General features: G+C 71.0%; 14 protein-coding genes and 4 pseudogenes. 12 read left to right on the top strand and 6 right to left on the bottom strand.

All coding sequences use genetic code 11. The annotated features are described in order from the left end of the window. Positions 1 to 15: 15 nt before the first annotated feature. The 6 genes and pseudogenes from I2W78_RS04915 (at position 16) to dnaK (ending at position 7016) form a co-directional block, all read left to right on the top strand. On the top strand, positions 16 to 417 hold the full coding sequence (locus I2W78_RS04915) for a hypothetical protein (RefSeq protein WP_196457275.1): 402 nt from the start codon (positions 16 to 18) through the stop codon (positions 415 to 417). Positions 418 to 515: 98 nt separating this feature from the next. Further along, a complete protein-coding gene (locus I2W78_RS04910) occupies positions 516 to 2660 on the top strand; it encodes a phage holin family protein (RefSeq protein ID WP_196457273.1) in 2145 nt (714 codons plus the stop codon). An 84-nt stretch (positions 2661 to 2744) separates the two neighbouring features. After that, positions 2745 to 4145 carry an amino acid permease gene (locus I2W78_RS04905; protein ID WP_196457271.1) on the top strand — a complete coding sequence of 467 codons (1401 nt, stop codon included), beginning with the start codon at positions 2745 to 2747 and terminating at the stop codon, positions 4143 to 4145. Positions 4146 to 4258: 113 nt separating this feature from the next. Then, positions 4259 to 4450 (top strand): annotated as a pseudogene (locus tag I2W78_RS04900) (DUF2201 family putative metallopeptidase); the annotation flags it as partial. Between the two features lie 73 nt (positions 4451 to 4523). Continuing rightward, positions 4524 to 4949, top strand: a complete 426-nt coding sequence (locus I2W78_RS04895) for an OsmC family protein (protein WP_196457269.1) — start codon at positions 4524 to 4526, stop codon at positions 4947 to 4949. Between the two features lie 201 nt (positions 4950 to 5150). Then, positions 5151 to 7016: a molecular chaperone DnaK gene (dnaK, locus tag I2W78_RS04890; protein WP_196457267.1), complete on the top strand. Its 1866-nt coding sequence runs from the start codon at positions 5151 to 5153 to the stop codon at positions 7014 to 7016. Between the two features lie 40 nt (positions 7017 to 7056). On the opposite strand, the gene I2W78_RS04885 is transcribed toward dnaK, so the two are convergent. From I2W78_RS04885 to I2W78_RS04875, 3 genes are all read right to left on the bottom strand, one after another. Then, complete coding sequence (locus tag I2W78_RS04885; protein ID WP_196457265.1) at positions 7057 to 7857, bottom strand: SAM-dependent methyltransferase; 801 nt, start codon at positions 7855 to 7857, stop codon at positions 7057 to 7059. A 48-nt stretch (positions 7858 to 7905) separates the two neighbouring features. Further along, complete coding sequence (locus tag I2W78_RS04880; RefSeq protein ID WP_196457263.1) at positions 7906 to 8772, bottom strand: helix-turn-helix domain-containing protein; 867 nt, start codon at positions 8770 to 8772, stop codon at positions 7906 to 7908. 65 nt (positions 8773 to 8837) lie between these two features. After that, positions 8838 to 9656: a helix-turn-helix domain-containing protein gene (locus I2W78_RS04875; RefSeq protein ID WP_196457261.1), complete on the bottom strand. Its 819-nt coding sequence runs from the start codon at positions 9654 to 9656 to the stop codon at positions 8838 to 8840. 194 nt (positions 9657 to 9850) lie between these two features. On the opposite strand from I2W78_RS04875, the gene I2W78_RS04870 reads away from it, so the two are divergent. The 6 genes and pseudogenes from I2W78_RS04870 (at position 9851) to I2W78_RS40145 (ending at position 15194) form a co-directional block, all read left to right on the top strand. After that, on the top strand, positions 9851 to 10156 hold the full coding sequence (locus I2W78_RS04870; RefSeq protein ID WP_196457259.1) for a 4a-hydroxytetrahydrobiopterin dehydratase: 306 nt from the start codon (positions 9851 to 9853) through the stop codon (positions 10154 to 10156). 7 nt (positions 10157 to 10163) lie between these two features. After that, on the top strand, positions 10164 to 10907 hold the full coding sequence (locus tag I2W78_RS04865; protein ID WP_196457257.1) for a class I SAM-dependent methyltransferase: 744 nt from the start codon (positions 10164 to 10166) through the stop codon (positions 10905 to 10907). Positions 10908 to 11033: 126 nt separating this feature from the next. Next, positions 11034 to 11672 (top strand): annotated as a pseudogene (locus I2W78_RS04855) (helix-turn-helix transcriptional regulator); the annotation flags it as partial. Positions 11673 to 11711: 39 nt separating this feature from the next. Continuing rightward, complete coding sequence (locus I2W78_RS04850) at positions 11712 to 13589, top strand: rhamnogalacturonan lyase (RefSeq protein WP_196457253.1); 1878 nt, start codon at positions 11712 to 11714, stop codon at positions 13587 to 13589. Positions 13590 to 13997: 408 nt separating this feature from the next. Further along, a complete protein-coding gene (locus tag I2W78_RS04845) occupies positions 13998 to 14516 on the top strand; it encodes an FG-GAP repeat domain-containing protein (RefSeq protein WP_196464418.1) in 519 nt (172 codons plus the stop codon). After that, positions 14429 to 15194, top strand: a pseudogene (locus I2W78_RS40145) (IS5 family transposase). Before I2W78_RS04845 ends, I2W78_RS40145 begins: the two are co-directional and overlap by 88 nt. Before the next feature lie 82 nt (positions 15195 to 15276). Here I2W78_RS40145 and I2W78_RS04835 read toward each other — a convergent pair. The 3 genes and pseudogenes from I2W78_RS04835 to I2W78_RS04830 form a co-directional block, all read right to left on the bottom strand. Further along, entirely contained in the window at positions 15277 to 16023 is a 747-nt protein-coding gene (locus I2W78_RS04835; RefSeq protein ID WP_196457251.1) for a phosphotransferase family protein, read from the bottom strand. Between the two features lie 104 nt (positions 16024 to 16127). Then, positions 16128 to 16400: pseudogene (locus tag I2W78_RS40140) on the bottom strand (hypothetical protein); the annotation flags it as partial. 95 nt (positions 16401 to 16495) lie between these two features. After that, complete coding sequence (locus I2W78_RS04830; RefSeq protein ID WP_196457249.1) at positions 16496 to 19147, bottom strand: cellulose binding domain-containing protein; 2652 nt, start codon at positions 19145 to 19147, stop codon at positions 16496 to 16498. Positions 19148 to 19241: the final 94 nt, after the last annotated feature.

Raw genomic sequence — 19241 nt, 5'->3', positions numbered from 1 at the left:
AGGTGAGGGGGCGCCATGGGAGCATTGCGCGTCACGGCGATCGCCAGTCTGACGCCGCTGGAGGAACTGGACGCGGACCCCTTTCTGGTCGACTCCCGCAGCCAGCACGCGATGTGCGCGCGGTGGGCCGCGGAGCGGGGGTACGTCGTCGCCCGGCAACTGCTGGTGTGCGGGCTGCGCGCCGACCACGGCGCCCTGTGGGACGGCGTACGGCCCGGACGTGATGTCTTCGTGGCGCCGAGCCGCCGGGTGCTGGAGAGCGCCCTGTCGAACGTCGAGGAGTTCACGGCGGAGTGCGCCCGGCGGGGGGTGCGGGTCGAGACGGTGGGGCGGGCCGAGCCGTCCTACGACGCCCAGATGAAGGCGCAGGTGCATCGACGGCTGTCCATGCCGACGGCCGGGTACGACGGGCGCTGACGGTCCGTCGTACCGGGTATCCGGGGACGAATCGGTTCCGGCGCGCGTTGTGACACTGTGGACGCAGGCCCGCTCCGGCGCGGGCCGGGACGTGAGGTGTGCGGGGCGTGCTTGCAGGGCGTTGGCGGCGGGTCGTCAGCCAGGTGGGGCGGAGCGTCACGGTGTGGGCCGTCAGCACGGTCACCATGCTCGTGCTCGCCGGGATCCTGCCCGACTTCCAGTTGCAGAGCGCCGACGGCGACAGCGCCACCACCATCGCCGTGACCGCCGCGTTCGCGGCCGGCGCCTTCGGTGTGCTGTCCGCCGTGGTCTGGCCGCTGCTCGTACGGCTCCTGCTGCTGGTGCCCGCGCTGGTGCTCGGGCTGCTGGTGTTCTTCCTCAACGGCGCGCTGCTCCTCGTCGCCCTGCGCCTGAACCCCGCCGAACGCGGCGCCGTCGACCCGGAGACCGCGGTGGTGGTCGCCGCCGCGATGTCCGCCGTCGCCTCCGCGACCGGCGCCGCCCTCGCCGTCCGTGACGACGACGCCTACCGGCGTCGCCTGTACCGCCTCGCCGACCGGCGCCGCCGCGCCCTGCCGCCCGGCCCGGTGACCCCGGGCACCGTCTTCGTCCAGCTCGACGGCGTCGGGCACGACGTGCTGACGGCCGCCGTCGGCAAGGGGCTGATGCCGACCGTCGCCCGCTGGCTCGGCCACGCGGCGGCCGACGGCCACGGCGGCCCCACCCACCGCCTCACCCCCTGGCGCACCGACTGGTCCAGTCAGACCGGCGCCAGCCAGCTCGGCATCCTGCACGGCAGCACCTTCGACATCCCCGCCTTCCGCTGGTACGAGAAGGACACCCAGGAGGTGATGGTCAGCAACCGGCCGACCAGCGCCGCCGAACTCCAGCGGCGCGCCGTCGAACGCACCGGCGAGGGCGGACTGCTCACCGTCGACGGCGCCAGCCGCGGCAACCTGTTCAGCGGCGGCGCCGACGAACAGGCCCTCGTGCTGTCCATCGCCACCCGGCGGCGCAGCCGCGAGACCCGCTCCCGCGCCGGCTACTTCGCCTACTTCTCCGACCCGGCCAACGCCGTGCGCACCGCCCTGTCCTTCGTCGCCGAGGCCGGCCGCGAGATCTGCCAGTCCACGCGGGCCCGCCTGCACAAGGTCCGCCCCCGGGTCTCGCGCGGCGGCCTCTACCCGTTCGTGCGCGCCTTCGCGACCGTCGTCGAACGGGACGTCGTCGTCGCCGCGGTGATGGGCGACCTGCTCGCCGGGCGCACCGCCGTCTACGCCGACCTGGTGGCGTACGACGAGGTGGCGCACCACTCCGGGCCGATGAGCCGCGACGCCGAGAAGGTCCTCGGGCGCCTCGACCGGGCGCTCGCGCTGATCGAGAAGGTCGCCGAGCACGCCCCCCGCCCGTACCGGATCGTCGTCCTGTCCGACCACGGCCAGAGCCCCGGCGAGACCTTCCGCGCCCGCTACGGCCTCACCCTCGGCGACCTGGTCCGGGCCGGCAGCGGGCTGCCCGTGCCTCGCCGGGCCGGGCGCACCCGCAGCGGCGCGGAGGCCCGCGCGGCCGTCCGGGCCGCGCTGCGCAGGCCGGTGGAGGAGGAGCACGAGCAGCGCCGCCCGTCGCGCCGCTCGGAGCCGATCGTGCTGGCCTCCGGCAATCTCGGCCTGATCTCCTTCCCGGACGTGCGCCACCGGATGAGCAGGGAGGAGATCGACGCCCGCCACCCGGCGCTGCTGCCGACCCTCGCCAACCACCCCGGCATCGGCTTCCTCCTCGTCCGCAGCAAGGAGCACGGCGGGGTGGTGCTCGCAGCCAACGGCGCCGAGGTCCCGGTGGACGAGCTCGACGACGATCACTCCGGGCCGCTCGCCGGATTCGGGCCCGGCGCGGCGGCGGCCGTGCGCCGCACGCACTCCTTCCCGCACACCGCCGACATCATGGTCAACTCCTTCCACGACCCGGCCGACGGCGAGGTGCTCGCCTTCGAGGAGCAGATCGGCTCGCACGGCGGCCTCGGCGGCTGCCAGGGCCGTCCCTTCCTGCTGTCGCCCCTCGCCCTGTCCGCGCCGGTGGCCGACGGGGCGGAACTGGTCGGCGCGGAGGGTGTCCACCGGGTGCTGCGCCGCTGGCTGCGAGAGTGCAACGGGCCTCAGGTGCCGCTGGACGATTCCCGGCTCACGGTCCGCGACGGCACAGCTTTTACGGCGCCGGACCAGGCCACACAGGACAAAATCGTGTGATTTGGAGCGGTGCCGGGCCATGCCCGACCATATGCGCCGTCCCGGCGATCCCGGGCATCAGTTCGACGAGAGGCGCACCACCCCATGCACGTCACCGGAACCGTCCCCCAGTCGGCTCCGGCCCCGCAGGAGACCCCCGCCGCCCCCGACCCGGGGAGCAACGGCAAGCACGCCCGCCGCTTCGGGCTGCCCGTCGCCACCGCGCTGGTCATGGGCAACATCATCGGCGGCGGCATCTTCCTGCTCCCGGCCTCCGTCGCCCCCTACGGCACCGTCAGCCTGGTCGCCTTCGGCGTGCTGACCGTCGGTGCCATCGCCCTCGCCCTGGTCTTCGGGCGGCTCGCCGAGCGCGACCCGCGCACCGGCGGGCCCTACGTCTACGCCCGCGCCGCCTTCGGCGACTTCGCCGGGTTCCTCGCCGCCTGGGCCTACTGGATCACCACCTGGGTGTCCAACGCGGCGCTCGCCGTCGCCGCCGTCGGCTACCTCGACGTCCTGATCCCGGTGAACGACCACCGCTGGACCGCCTGTCTCGCCGCGCTGGTCATCCAGTGGCTGCCGGCCCTCGCCAACTTCGCGGGCACCCGCTACGTCGGTGCCGTCCAGCTGGTCTCGACCGTGCTGAAGTTCGCGCCGCTGCTGCTCGTCGCGGTCGGCGGGCTGTTCTTCTTCGACGCCGACAACCTCGGCCCGTTCCACACCGGCGACGGCAGCGCGATCGGCGCGGTCTCGGCCTCCGCCGCGATCCTGCTCTTCTCCTACCTCGGCGTCGAGTCCGCGGCCGTCAGCGCCGGGGAGGTCGAGAACCCGCGCCGCAACGTCGCACGGGCCACCGTCATCGGCACCGCGGGCGCCGCGCTGGTCTACCTGCTGGGCACGCTCGCGGTCTTCGGCACGGTCGCGCACGACGAGCTGGTGAACTCCACCGCGCCCTTCTCCGACGCCGTGAACGCCATGTTCGGCGGCGGCTGGGGCGGCTGGGCGGTCGCGCTCGCCGCGCTGGTCTCCATGACCGGCTGCCTCAACGGCTGGACGCTGCTCAGCGCCCAGACCCCGCACGCGGCCGCGAAGGACGGCCTGTTCCCGGCGGCGTTCGCCCGCAAGAAGCGCGGCGTGCCCACCTTCGGCGTCGGCGTGACGGTCGTCCTCGCCTCCCTGCTGACCGTCTACAACTACACGTTCGGCTCGGCGAAGGTCTTCGAGGTCCTGGTCCTGGTCACGACGTTCACGGCGACGGTCCCGTATCTGCTGGCGACGGCTGCCCAGTTGTTCCACCTCGTCGCGGGCCGACGGGAACTGGTCGACCGCGGACGCCTGGTCCGGGACGCGCTGGTCGCCTCAGTGGCAGCCGCCTTCTCGATGTGGCTGGTAGCGGGAGCAGGCTACGCGGCGGTGTACCAGGGAGTCCTGTTCCTGTTCGCAGGGGTACTGGTCTACGCCGTGATGACAGCAGGCCTCAAGGGGCGCGGGGAACTGCGCGAGTAACCCCCACGCACCCGCTGACGAAGAACAAAAGCTGCACCGGGAGGCGATCGTCCGTGACGAGCCGTACTGCCTGTTCCTGGACCCGCCGGATCGGCGCCTACGCACTCCCCGAGGGCTCCATCGTGCTGCAGCCCGGGATCGACCTGCTGCACCGGGCGGAGGACTTCCCGCCGGGCGCGCCGGTGCTGGTGATCACCGACGGCTGGTGCGATGTGCTGCGGGTACGGCGTGAGCACGCCTACCTGATTCCCCAAGGTGCCCGACTGCCGTTCACCGCGCGTGGACCGGTGTTCCGCGTGCGGTGAGCCGGAATGTGATCGGATAGGGGCCGAGAGCCCGGAAACGGGGTCGCATCGAGAGCATGCGAAAGGAACAACCGTGGCAACCACGCGCTCCGCACACACCGTCTGGGAAGGCAACCTGCTCGAGGGCAACGGCGTCGTCACCTTCGACTCCTCCGGCATCGGCCAGCAGCCGGTGTCGTGGCCGTCGCGCGCCGAGCAGGCGAACGGCAAGACCAGCCCCGAGGAGCTGATCGCCGCCGCCCACTCCAGCTGCTTCTCCATGGCGCTGTCGCACGGTCTGACCGGTGCCGGCAACCCGCCCACCAAGCTCGTCACCTCGGCCGACGTGACCTTCCAGCCCGGTGAGGGCATCACCGGCATCCACATCACCGTCGAGGGCACGGTCCCCGGCCTGGACAACGACGCGTTCGTCGCCGCCGCCGAGGGCGCCAAGGCCAACTGCCCGGTCAGCCAGGCACTGAAGGCCGTCCCGATCACCCTGTCGGCGAAGCTCACCTGATCCGAGCGGAACCTGACACAGGCCGTCCCTCCGGGGGCGGCCTGAACGTTGTGCGCCGTGGCGTGCCCGCCGGCGAGCCCAGAGCCGACTGACCGGGCCCTGCCCGGGTATGTACCCGTATGACCACACGGCCCCATTGACAAGAGCCCACTCAAGTTTTGTGCTGGACTTCAAGAGGCTCCCTGGCGGAAGGGGACAGCGATGGCACGCGCGGTCGGTATCGATCTCGGGACCACGAACTCGGTGGTGGCCGTTCTGGAAGGCGGCGAACCCACGGTTGTCGCCAACGCGGAGGGGGCCAGGACCACACCGTCGGTCGTGGCCTTCGCCAAGAACGGCGAGGTACTCGTCGGAGAGGTCGCCAAGCGGCAGGCCGTGACGAACGTCGAGCGCACAGCGCGCTCCGTGAAGCGGCACATGGGCGACGCGAACTGGCGGTTCCCCGAGCAGGGCTCCGTGGACGGCACCCGCTACCGGGCCCAGGAGCTGTCGGCACGGGTGTTGCAGAAGCTGAAGCGGGACGCAGAGGCGTATCTCGGCGAGGACGTCACGGACGCGGTGATCACCGTGCCCGCCTACTTCGACGACGCCCAGCGGCAGGCGACGAAGGAGGCCGGGGAGATCGCCGGCCTGAAGGTGCTGCGGATCATCAACGAGCCCACGGCCGCAGCCCTCGCCTACGGCCTCGACCGGGGCGAGGAGCAGACCGTCCTCGTCTTCGACCTCGGCGGCGGCACCTTCGACGTCTCGCTCCTCGAAATCGGCGACGGCGTGATCGAGGTCAAGGCCACCAACGGCGACACCCACCTCGGCGGCGACGACTGGGACCAGCGGATCGTCGAGCACCTCGTCAAGAAGTTCAAGGGGCAGTACGGCATCGACCTCGGCAACGACAAGATGGCGCTCCAGCGGCTCCGCGAGGGCGCCGAGAAGGCCAAGATCGAGCTGTCCAGCTCCACCGAGACGACGATCAACCTGCCCTACATCACCGCCTCCGCCGAGGGCCCCCTGCACCTCGACGAGAAGCTCACCCGCGCCCAGTTCCAGGAGCTCACCTCCGACCTCCTCGACCGCTGCAAGACCCCCTTCCACCAGGCGGTCAAGGACGCGAACATCAAGCTCTCGGCGGTCGACCACGTCATCCTCGTCGGCGGCTCCACCCGGATGCCCGCCGTCACCGACCTGGTCAAGGAACTCACCGGCAAGGACCCGCACAAGGGCGTCAACCCGGACGAGGTGGTGGCCGTCGGCGCGACCCTCCAGGCCGGTGTCATCCGCGGCGACGTCAAGGACGTGCTGCTCCTCGACGTCACCCCGCTGTCCCTGGGCATCGAGACCAAGGGCGGCATCATGACCAAGCTCATCGAACGCAACACGACCATCCCCACCCGGCGTTCGGAGATCTTCACCACGGCCGCCGACAACCAGCCCTCGGTCGGCATCCAGGTCTACCAGGGCGAACGTGAGATCGCCGCGTACAACAAGAAGCTCGGCGTCTTCGACCTCACCGGGCTGCCGCCGGCCCCACGCGGCGTCCCGCAGATCGAGGTCGCGTTCGACATCGACGCCAACGGGATCATGCACGTCTCCGCGAAGGACCTGGCCACGGGCCGCGAACAGAAGATGACCGTGACCGGCGGCTCGGCCCTCCCCAAGGACGACATCGACCGCATGATGCGGGAGGCCGAGCAGTACGCCGAGGAGGACCGCAATCGCCGCGAGGCCGCCGAGACCCGCAACCAGGCCGAACAACTCGTCTACCAGACGGAGAAGTTCCTCCGCGAGAACGAGGACAAGGTGCCGGCCGACACCAAGTCGGAGGTGGAGTCGGCGGTCACGGACCTGAAGCAGTCGCTGGAACGCAACGCCGAGACCAGCGAACTGCGCACCGGCGTCGAGAAACTCGCCACCGTCAGCCAGAAGATGGGCCAGGCCATGTACGCCCAGGCCCAGCAGACCCCCACGGAGGGCACCACCGGGGAGCGCACCGCACCGCAGGACGAGGAGGGCGTCGTAGACGCGGAGATCGTCGACGACGAGAAGGACACCAAGGGCGGAGCGGCGTAGGGCCCCGCCCGCCCGTCAGGCCCGCGTGCCCGCCAGCCGGTCAGGGCTTGCGGGCCACGCCCGCGTACACCGGCACGACTCCCTCCGCCTGCGCGGCGACATCCTCCGGCTCCGGCCGCCAGCCGTGGACGGGGATGACGCCGGGGCCGAGCAGCTCCAGCCCGTCGAAGAAGCGGAAGAACTCGGCGAGGGAGCGCGGGAAGAACGGCGTGCCGGTGCGCCGGAAATTGTCCGCGGCCTTCTCGACGGCCTCGGGGCTGAGGTCGGCAGTGACCTGGGAGACGATCAGGTGGCTGCCCGGGGCGAGCGCGTCGACGTACTGCTTCAGCAGCCCGTACACCTCGTCGTCGAGGTAGTGGGTGAGCGCGACCAGCGACAGCGCGACCGGCCGGTCGAAGTCCAGCGTCTCGCCCGCCCGCCGCAGCAGGGTGTCGAGGTCGCGTACGTCGGCGTGCGCGTAGGCGGTGGCACCCTCGGCTGAGCCGTGCAGCAGGGCCTGCGCGTGCCGGAGGACGATCGGGTCGTTGTCCGCGTACACCACCCGGGACTCCGGCGCGATGCCCTGCGCCACCTGGTGCAGGTTGGGCTCGGTGGGGATACCGGTGCCGATGTCCAGGAACTGGCGGATCCCGGCCCGGGCGACCGTGCGCACCGCCCGGTGCATGAACCGGCGGTTGGCGCGCGCCCCGCGCAGCACCGTCGGGTCCACGGCGAGGATCCTGCGGGCCAGTTCCTCGTCCACCGGGTAGTTGTCCTTGCCGCCCAGCCACCAGTCGTAGACCCGGGCCGGATGCGGTCGGCTGGTGTCGATCCGGGTGGACTCGGCGTCGGATCCGGTCATGCGGTGCGGTCTCCTCGTCGTGTGTCGGGGATGGCTCAAGGGCGTGGGTCACACGCCCCCGCGGTACTCCTGGAGGATTTTCTTGGAGCGCTGGGCCGACGCGGCGTGCGCGGTCATGTGGTCCAGCACCTCCAGGTGCGCGGAGACCTCGCTGCGGGAGTCGAGATACAGGGCGCCGGTCAGGTACTCGGTGAAGACCATGTCCGGCAGCTCAGCCTCGGCGAAGCGGAACAGGGAGAAGGGCGCGTACGTCCCCGGATGCGGGCCCCGGGCGAACTCGGCGACCTGGAGCGTGACCCGGTCGCTCTCGGCGGCCTCCAGCAGCCGGTCCAGCTGGGCGCCCATGACCTCACGGCGTGTGCTCACCGGGCGGCGCAGGACCGTCTCGTCCATGATCACCCACAGGTGCGGCGGGTCGGGCCGGCGCAGCAGCTCCTGCCGGGCCATGCGCAGGGAGACATGCCGTTCGATCATCTCCGCACCGCCGGACTGCCCGATCGTCCCGGCCTCCAGCACGGCACGGGCGTAGTCCTCCGTCTGGAGCAGTCCGGGCACGAAGTGCGGCTCGTAGGAGCGGATCAGCCGGGCGGCGCCCTCCAGGCTGACGAACAGGCTGAACCAGTCCGGCAGCACATCGCTGAACCGCTGCCACCAGCCCGGCTGGTTCGCCTCCTCGGCCAGCGCGACGAACGCCGTCACCTCGTCCTCGGGGACGCCGTAGGCGGGCAGCAGGATCTGCAGGTACGGGATCCTGAGCGCGACCTCGGCCGTCTCCATCCGCCGTACGGTCGCCGGGGCCACCCGCAGGACGCGGGCGGCCTCCTCGCGCCCCAGACCGGCTGCCTCGCGCAGCTCCTGCAGACGCTTTCCGAGAACCACCTGGCCCACGGTGGGCGCGGCCCGCCGCTCACTCACGCCACGCCTCCCCTACGCGCCGAAAGCAGCCGAAAGCATGCGAGCAGTGTGTCACGTTCCGCTTGTCAGGGCAGCAGCGAGTGAAGGTACTTGACCGTCGCCGGGTCGGCCGGAAGCAGTGTCTCGATGGCCAGTTCGGCGACGGTCACGTCCATGGGGGTGTTGAACGTGGAGATCGACGAGACGAACGACAGGGTCCGGCCCTCGTGCTCGATCCGCATCGGCAGCGCGAAGTAGGGGACGCGCTCGGCCGGTTCGTCACCGGTCGCCGACTCGGGCACCGGATACGCGGCCACCTCCTCGTACAACTCCCGCAGCGCCGCCGAGCGGTGGAGCGCGATCTGCCGCTCCATCTGGGCGAGCAGATGCGCCCGCCAGTCACGGAAGTTACGGATGCGCGGCGCCAGGCCCTCCGGGTGCAGGGTCAGCCGCATGACGTTCGGCGGCTGACCGAGCAGGGACTCCGGGAGGCCCTCCAGCAGCATGGTGACGCCCCGGTTGGCGGCCAGCACGTTGTACGTCGCGTCCAGCACCAGCGCCGGGTACGGCTCGTAGCCGCGGATCAGCCGTTCCATGCCCTCGCGCAGGGCGTCCAGCGCCGGGTCGTCCAGGGGCGTCCGCGGGTAGCGCGGGGCGTAACCGGCCGCCAGCAGCAGCGCGTTGTGCTCCCGCACGGGGATGTCCAGGTGCTCGGCCAGTTTCAGCACCATCTCCTCGCTGGGGCGGGAGCGGCCCGTCTCGACGAAGCTGATGTGCCGCGCCGAGGAGCCCGCCCGCGACGCCAGCTCCAGCTGACTGATCCGCCGCCGCTCCCGCCAGGCCCGTAGCAGCGGGCCGACGCCCTGGTCGGCGGGGGTGCCGTGCGCGGACGGGAGCGTGGTCATGCCTACGACCGTAGTCGAGGAGGGCCGATGAACGAGACGGGGTTCACGCGCCGGCTGCGCTCGCTGACGATCTCGCGGCCGAATGTGCGCGTTCCTGACCGTTCCCGATCATCGGCACCGTCCTGACCAGGGCCGCAGCCGCCCGCCTGTGGCACGCTGAACGGGTACGCGACATCCACGAAGGGAGCGACCTCATGCCCGTCGAACCGCTGTCGCAGAAGGAGATCGAGGACCGGCTGGCGGAGCTGCCCGGCTGGTCGCTCGACGGCGACCGGCTCACCCGCTCCTACCGACTCGGCTCGCACCTGGCGGCGACGGCCCTGGTCGTGCACATCGCCCAGGTCCAGGAGGAGCTCAACCACCACTCCGACCTCACCCTCGGCTACAACACCGTCACCCTCACCGTCAGCACGCACAGCGCCGGCGGCAAGGTGACGCGGATGGACTTCAAGCTCGCCGAGCGGGTGGAGGCCCTCGCCCCCGCGCACGGCGCCGGCTGAGCGCACGGTGCTGGACTACACCGACGAGGCCGAGCGGTACGACGCCTCCCGGGGCGGCGAGCCCAGGGCGGCCGCCGCCGCGGAGGGCGTGCTGAGCCTCGTACCGCGGCAGACGCGCAAGCTGCTCGACGTGGCCTGCGGCACCGGCATCGTGACCCGGCGGCTCGCGGCGGCCCGGCCCGGGACGCGGGTGACGGGCGCCGACCTGACGTACGCCATGGCACGCCATGCCGCCGCCCGCCTGCCCGGCGCCGTCGTCCTCGCCGACTGCCACCGACTGCCCTTCCGGGACGGGGAGTTCGACGCCGTCACCAGCGTGTGGCTGCTGCACCTGCTGCGACGGCCGGAGCACGTCAGGGCCGCCGTCGCCGAGTGCGCCCGCGTGCTGCGCCCCGGCGGCGTCTACGTCACGACGGTCGACAAGGCCGCCGCCCACAACGTCGGCAGTGACATCGATGCCATCCTCGCCTCCCGCCCCCGCAGCCCCGCCCTGGACACCTCGGCCGCCGTCGAGTCGTACGCCGCCGAACACGGTCTCCTGCCCGCCGGACGGGCCCGCTTCCCGGGGCGGGGCCAGGGGCGCAGCCCCCGCCGCACCATCGCCGACCTGCGCCGCGGCTGGTTCGTCACCCTCCCGCCCGGTCACCCCCTCGCCGACGACTTCGCCACCCGCCTCGCCGAACTCCCCGACCAGGACCGCCCCCGCCCGGACCCGTGGTTCACCCTGCGGGCGTTCGAGAAACCCGGGTGAAGTCCATGATCCGGTGTCGTCGCCGTAGAGCTCGCCCGCGTTGCCCCGGAACCGGCCGATCACCGGCGGAAACAGTTCGCCGCTGCTGCTGGACGACCAGTTCAGGGACCACCGGGACGTCGAGGCCTCGCCGCCGCCGGCGTACCGCTCTACGGCGACGCGGGCCACTCCGGCGGCTACCGTCTGCTGGCCGGTGACCGCACCCGGCTCACTGGACTGACGGCCGACGAGGCCGAGGCCCTCTTCCTCGCCGCCCCACCCGGCCCCGCCGCCCAGCTGGGCCTCGGCCCGGTCCTGGCCACCGCTCAGCTCAAGGTGCGCGCCGCTCTGCCGGCGGGGCGCTGGTACGTCGTCGCAGGCCCCGGACCCCGTACCTTCCGCGTCGACCAGATCCTCGAACTCGCCACGAGCGACGAGGAGTTCACCCGCCCGGACGACTTCGACCTGGCCGCGTACTGGACGGCGTACCAACGCGACTTCCACCGTGCGCTGTACCGCGCGGAGGCGGTCGTACAGCTCGCGCCCGGCACGCGGCTGGGCGGGCCGGCGGACCTGGCAGTGCGGGACAACGGCCGTGTCCAGGACGACGGCTGGACGCTCGCGACCGTGCCCATCGAGTCCGTCGACCACGCGCACGCCGAGTTCCTGCGCCTCGGCACCGGCGGCGAGGTGCCGGCGCCCGCCGAACCGCGCGACAGGATCGCCCGGACGGTCGCGGAACTGGCCCGCATCCACGGCAACTCACGGCCTCCCGGCGGCGACTGAGAGACGGAACCCGTCCGCCCGCCCCGGGAGGCATGTCACGTGACGCACCCGCACAAGCACCGCAGACGCCGCACCACCGCCGTCCTCGCCACCACGACCGCCGCCCTCACGCTGGTCGGCGGTGGACTGACCGTCCTCGGCACGGACTCCGCCGAGGCCGCCACCGCCCGTCAGGTGGAGAAGCTCGACCGGGGCGTGGTCAGCGTCCACACCGGCAGCGGCAATCTGGTCGGCTGGCGCTGGCTGGGAACCGATCCGGACAACGTCTCGTTCAACGTCTACCGCGCCGGTACGAAGGTCAACTCCACGCCGATCACCGGCTCCACCAACTTCTTCCACTCCGGCGCCCCATCCCACGCCGACTACACCGTCCGCGCGGTGGTGAACGGGGTCGAGCAGGGCGACTCCGTGCACGCCGTCCAGTTCCGCGCCGGCTACAAGGACGTGCCCCTCACCCCGCCCGCCGGCGGCACGACCCCCGACGGCGCCGCCTACACCTACGAGGCCAACGACGCCTCGGTCGCCGACCTCGACGGCGACGGCGCCCTCGACTTCGTCCTCAAGTGGCAGCCCACCAACGCCAAGGACAACTCCCAGTCCGGCTACACCGGCAACACGATCGTCGACGGCATCAAGCTCGACGGCACCCGGCTGTGGCGCATCGACCTGGGCCGCAACATTCGTTCCGGCGCGCACTACACGCAGTTCCAGGCGTACGACTACGACGGCGACGGCAGCGCCGAGGTCGCCATGAAGACCGCCGACGGCACGGTCGACGGCACGGGCAAGGCCATCGGCAGTGCGTCGGCCGACCACCGGAACCCGAGCGGATACGTGTTGTCCGGTCCCGAGTTCCTGACCATGTTCAACGGCCGGACCGGCGCGGCGATGCAGAGCGTCGACTACGTCCCGGCCCGTGGCTCGGTCTCCTCCTGGGGCGACTCCTACGGCAACCGCGTAGACCGTTTCCTCGCCGGAACCGCCTACCTGGACGGCGCCCGGCCGTCGCTGGTCATGGCACGCGGCTACTACACGCGTACCGTCATCGCCGCCTGGGACTGGCGCAACGGGTCCTTCACCCGCCGCTGGACCTTCGACACCAACTCCTCCACCAACGCGGGCAAGGGATACGACGGCCAGGGCAACCACAGCCTGTCCGTCGCGGACGTGGACGCCGACGGCCGGGACGAGATCGTGTACGGCGCGATGACCGTCGACGACAACGGCAACGGCCTGTGGACGACGAAGCTCGGCCACGGCGACGCCGGTCACGTCGGCGACCTCAACCCCGCCCGCTCGGGCCTGGAGTACTTCAAGGTCTCCGAGGACTCCTCCAAGCCCGGCTCCTGGATGGCGGACGCCCGCACCGGCCAGATCCTGTGGCAGACCGCGTCCGGCGCCGACAACGGCCGCGGTGTCTCCGCCGACGTCCACGCCGGTTCCGCGGGCGCCGAGTCCTGGTCCGCCTCGGACACCACCCTGCGCTCGGCGACCGGCGCCTCGCTCGGCCGCGAGCCGTCCAGCGTCAACTTCGTCAGCTGGTGGGACGCCGACCCGGTCCGCGAGCTCCTCGACGGCACCCGCATCGACAAGTACGGCACCTCCTCCGACACCCGCCTGCTCACCGGATCCGGCGTCTCGTCGAACAACGGCACCAAGTCCACCCCGGCCGTCTCCGGCGACATCCTGGGCGACTGGCGCGAGGAGGTCGTCTGGCGCACCAGCGACAACCGGGCGCTGCGGATCTACTCGACCCCGCACGAGACGACGACCAGGATCACCACCCTGCTGCACGACACCCAGTACCGCGTGGCCCTGGCCTGGCAAAATACTGCCTACAACCAGCCCCCGCACCCGAGCTTCTTCCTCGGCAACGGCATGGCCACGGCCCCGCGCCCCACGGTCTACACACCGTGACTTGTTGAACAAGGGAAAGTGCCCTTGAAGCTTCAACTGAAACGGCGGCTGTCTGCGTGCTGCAACCAGCCGCCGTTTTCGACCGGGGAACGCCACTAGGACCGTGTCCTACATGGTCGGTGAGCAGTTGTGCGCCTTCCTCGCCGCCCAGACCGCCCAGGCCGCCCAGTCCAGAAGGCAAAGCTCGGGCCGCTGTGCACGGGGGGCAGCTGGGGGGCTGGGCGCATTCGCACTGCCCTTGACGCACGTTCGATCGGTCGCCGCCGTCCCGTCACGCCTTTTTCTGTCGAGAGGCCTAAGAGGCGACGATGGTCAGTCGTACCACCACCCGCAGCATCGTCGCCGCGTTGGCTGTTCTCGCCGTGACCGTCGGTCGGAGCCGCCGTCCGCGGCGACTGCCAGAACTTCCTGACGAGCACTCCGCGCACCTCGCTCGGCACCGGGTGGAACCAGTACAACGCGCTCACCTCGCCCGGGGACCTGACCGGTGACAGGCGTCCCGACCTCATCGCGCGCAAGGCGTCGACCGGGGAGCTCTTCCTGTACAAGGGCACGAGCACGGGCAAGCTGTCGGCGCGGATCCGGATCGCGGCGAACTGGTCGGGCTACAAGAAGATCGTGGGCGTCGGCGACATCACCGGCGACGGCCGAGCCGACTTCCTCGCCCAGGACCGCTCCAACACCCTCTGGCGGTACGCCGGCAACGGCTCCGGCGGCTTCACGTCCCGCGTGAAGGTGGCCTCCGACTGGGGCACGTCGTACAACACCGTCCTCGGCCCCGGCGACATCACCGGCGACGGAAAGGCGGACTTCGTCTCCCGCGACACCTCCGGCAACCTGTGGCGCAACAACGGCACCGGCTCGGGAACGTTCGGCCCCCGCACGAAGATCGCCTCGGGGTGGCAGGTGTACAAGGGCGTGTTCTGACAGGCGTCCCCGCCGAACATCGCCGCCTCGAGCAGTTCCTGCGTCTGCGCGATCCAGTCCTGCCCTTGCATGAGTCTTACGACTCCCAGAACGAGGCCGGGGTCTGGCAGCGGCTGCACGAGCTGCTGCTCTCCGAGCTGCGGGCCGCGGACCTGCTGGGCCTCTCCCGCTCCGCGGTCGACTCCAGCCACATCCGCGCGATGAAGGGCGGGCCCGCCACTGGACCGTCCCCAGCGGACCGAGGCAAGGCCGGCAGCAAGCACCACCTGATCGTCGAGGCGCACGGCATCCCGCTCGCCGCGATCACCACCGGCGGCAACCGCAACGACGTCACCCAACTGATCCCGCTTGTCCCAGGCCGTCCCGCCGATCCGCGGCAAGCGCGGTCAGCCACTGCGCCGCCCGAAGCACCTGTATGCCGACCGCGGCTACGACCACGAGGTCTGCCGGGACAAGGTCCGTCGGTTCCAGATCACCCCGCACCTCGCCCGGCGTGGCACCGGGCACGGCTCCGGCCTGGGGGTGTACCGCTGGGTCGTGGAAGGAGCGATCGCGCTGCTGCATTGGTTCCGCCGCCTGCGCATCCGCTGAGAGATCCGCGACGACATCCACCACGCGTTCGTCACCCTCGGCTGCGCCGTCATCTGCCGGCGACGTCTGCGCACCGCACTCTGTTGAGAGTATGGGCGGGCGATCGCCCAGGGGATGGCCTTCGCGATGCGTCACAACGCATTCGCAGCAGTTCCGGGCCCGCGCAGCCTCACATGCGGGATCTCAGCACGTCGACCTCGCAACCCGGCGCGAACGCGTCGAAACCGTGCTCGACCAGCCAGCGAACCGCCAGCAGGCTTCGCAACGACCACCACGCGTGGATCACGTCGAGGTCGACGTCAGTGCCATAGCCGGCGATGACGTCGTCAAGGTGCTCCTCATGTCCGAGCGTGAACGTGGCGAGGTCGTACAAGGCATCGCCCTGGCCCGCCTCGGACCAGTCGATGATGCCCGTGACCTCGTCGCCGTCGACGAAGACATGCTCGAGATGCAGGTCGCCGTGCGTGAACGCCGGAGTCCACGGCCGGAGCGCGGCCTCGGCGACCTGGCGGTTGCGGGTGACCAGGTCCGCGGGCAGCACGCCGTTCGTCACAAGCCGCTCGCATTCGTCGTCGAGTTCTGCGACCAGCGCGACGATGCTCCGGCCGGCCCGGCCGGGCCGGGGCGGCAGCGGCGCGTCGTGCAGCTTCCGGATGGCGGCGCCCGCCGCGGCCCACGCCGCCGACGATCCGGTCGACGGCCCGCCGAGGCGTCCAAGCGTCGTCCCCGGGAGGGCGGCGATCGCGAGCACGGGCGGCTTGCGCCACAGGACCTCCGGGGTCGGGACGGGCGCGAGGGACATCGCCTCGACCTCGACGTCGATGCGCGCCTGATCGGGGTCCACCTTCAGAAACACATCGCCGACGCGCAGAATCGCGCGCTCGGAATGGGCGAAGACGACTTTGACCTCATCCATGGGCGACCAGTATCCCGGGGATGATCGCCGACGTCGCCGGGTTTCTCACGTGCGATTACGCGCTGACCGCGTCCCGCCGACCTCGCGGCTTCGTGGGTGAAGCCCGCCTCATGGGTAAAGCTGATCTCGCCGGCGCTCAGGACCGATCCTCCACCTGCACAGGCCACATGCTCGCTTCGTCGCGGAGCCAGCCGGAGCACGCCGTCCGTGCCGAGAACAAAGGTGAACGGCTCGACCAGCTCCGCCGCCGATCGCTCAGCGACCCAACTGTCGAAGTCAGCCGCAGAGCCGATCCGGCAGCCGCCGCTGCCAGGCCGGACCGCGGTTTTCAGGTCGACCGGTCCCACGTACCGATAATTCCGCCCCCGCACGCTCACGGTGAGCCAACCTAGATGTCTTTGTGCAATCGATCTCAGTCACGCGGCGATCCTACGGAGGGCGCGCACCGTCCCCGGCACACGCCCTCGCTCGGTCAACTCACCGTGCAGGTCCGCTCGCCGACCTTGAAGGAAGCCGGTTTCGCGTTCGTTCCCGACCAGCCCCCGGTGAAGCCGAAGCTCACCGATGAGCCCGCCGCCACGGTGCCGTTCCAGCCGACGTTCTTCGCCGTGACCGCCGAACCGGACTGCGTGGGCTCGGCGTTCCACATCTGGGAGACCGTCTGCCCGTTCGGGAACGTCCAGTTCAGCGACCAGCCGTTCCACGCGGTCGTCCCCGTGTTGCTGAGCTGCACGTCCGCCTGGAAACCGCCCGACCACTGGTTGGTGATCTTGTACGTCACCGCGCAGGCGCCGGTCGGCGTGGGACCGGGACCGGGATCGGTGCCACCGCCTGAGTCGGAGGTGTCGCCGTAGATGATCCCGCGCCCGTTGGTCGCCACGTACACCCGGCCGTAGACCCGCGGGTCACCGGTGATCGCCGCTCCCGTCCAGCCCCACTGATGGGCGTCGTCGTTGATCCGGGTCCAGGTCGCGCCCTGGTCGGTCGAGCGGAAGATGCCGCGCACACCGCCGATCTTCGCGCTGGTGTAGAGCGTCTGGTACGAGGCCCCGGGCGCCGCCTTGCCGAAGCCGACGGTGTCGGCCTGCTCGACGTTCGGCAGCTTGGTGAAGCTCGCCCCACCATTCGTGGACCGCCACAGCCCGTACGCCCCGTCCGGCGCCCCGCCCGCCAGCCAGATGTCGCCCTTGGCGCCGGGCAACGCCTTGAAGCGGACGCTGTCCCCGCTGGGCAGACCACTGGCTGCGGACGCCGTGAAGGTCGCGCCGCCGTCCGTGCTGACGTAGAACTTCCCGGAACTGAAGCCGTAGAACACCTTCGGGTCCACCCGGTCGGACTCGACGATCGCGCCCGCCGGGATGCCGTTGGACGCGGCCCAGGACGAGCCGAAACCCGTCGCGTAGTGCACGCCGGTGCCGTCGGGGCTCCACACGAACCGGCTCCCGTCGGCCGCCGCCGCGACCGTACCGCCCCCGCTCACGCCCGAAGGATCGGTCCCGGCGAACCAGTTGGCCCCGTTGTCCGTCGAGAAGGCGACGTGCGGCCCGGAGTCCAGATTGCCGACCCGCACGACCGTGTTCGGATTGCTCTCGGCGAAGTCCAGGCTGGTCGTCGAGGTGAAGTTGGGGGAGGTGTACATCATCGGCGGGACCTTGGTGAGGTCCGTGTGCCGGAAGCCGCCGACGTCACCGAGGGCGCTGAGCAGCGGGGCGCCCGACGAGGGCGAGGCGAGGTCGAGGACGGCCGTCTCCTCCAGGCCCCGCACCATCGGCCTGATGCCGAACGTGCCGCCACTGTCCCAGTTCGTGAGGTCCTCGGTGCCGTAGACGGTGGCGCCGGTGCCGTACATCATGCGGTCGGAGTCGAACGGGTCGATCTCCAGCGCCTCGGTCATCCAGCCGAGCTTCGGCGTCTGCTCCGGCGGCGAGGGGTTCGCGCCCCAGGTCAGCCACGGGGAGGACGTGACGTCCATCGTGTAGCGGTTCGAGCGGTTGGGGTACGACGTGTAGTCCCAGGCCCTGGTCCAGGTGCCGCCGCTGTCGGTGGAGCGGAAGATCTGGGTGTCCGGCCACCAGGAGCTGTACGCCGTCGCCATCACCGTGCCCGGGTTCTGCCGGTCGACGGTCAGACCGCTGAAGCCGTAGTAGGTATCGGCCTCCGCGACCGGACTGATGTCCGTCCACGCACCGCTTGCCGTCGCGTACCGCCACAGCCGGCCCTTGCCGCCGTCGTACGGCCCGCCCTTGTCGCTGTAAGCCAGATACAGATAGCCGTTCTCGGCGTCCAGGACGCCCTTGTGCGCGAGATACCCGGTCGGCTGACCGGCGAGCCGCTGCCAGGTCGCGCCCGCGTCCGTCGAGCGGTACACGGCGTTGTCCTTGTCGGCGACACCGACATAGACGGTCCGGGTGGCGCTCCCCGCCGTACCGGTCGACTCGTCGAAGGTGACCCACACGATGCCCTGGTTGTCGGAGGCGTACCCGCTGGTGTCACTCGGATCCTGCACATAGTTCCCAGGGTTGGGAAAGCTCGTCACCTGCGACCAGCTCACCCCCGAGTCCGTCGACCGCCACAACCCCTTGCCGCTGGGCGCGCCCAGATACAGCACGCTGTTCCGATTGGGGTCGACCGCGAGTCGCTCGCCCATGCCCCGCCCCGGCATATTGCCGCCCAGCTTGAACGGCAGGTCGCTCCTCTGCCAGCTGGCACCCCGATCCGAGGACCGCAGCACCGCCCCGTTCCCGGGATCCCAGCTGTTCGTATACGTACCGACCGCCGCGTACACCTTGTCCGGATCGACGGAGTCGGACGCGAGACTCACCACGCCCGTGTGCCCCCAGTGGTCCCAGCCGACGTGATCCAGCAGCGGGGCCCAGGTCTTCGACGACTCGACCCAGCGATAGGCGCCGCCGATGTCAGTACGGGCGTAGGCCAGGTTCTTCTCGGTCCGGTTGAACACGATGCCGGGGACGAACCCACCACCGTCGATACGGGCGTTCTTCCAGGTGTAAGTGTCGGCGGCGATGGCGACCTTTTCACTGCCGGCCGCGACCACGGGCGGCGCGCCCGCGAGCAACCCGGCCGCAAGCGCAAGCACGGCCGTAAGAATGCGGGTTCTTCGCACGATGGGTCCCTTCTTCAAAAGGGGTGGGGAACAACGCCCTTAAGGGGCGCGGGGAACTGCGCGACCAGCCACAAAAAACCCGCAGTCGCCGTAC

Source organism: Streptomyces spinoverrucosus (genome assembly GCF_015712165.1).
GTDB lineage: Bacteria > Actinomycetota > Actinomycetes > Streptomycetales > Streptomycetaceae > Streptomyces > Streptomyces spinoverrucosus_A.
This window is presented reverse-complemented; position numbering and strand designations above follow the sequence as displayed.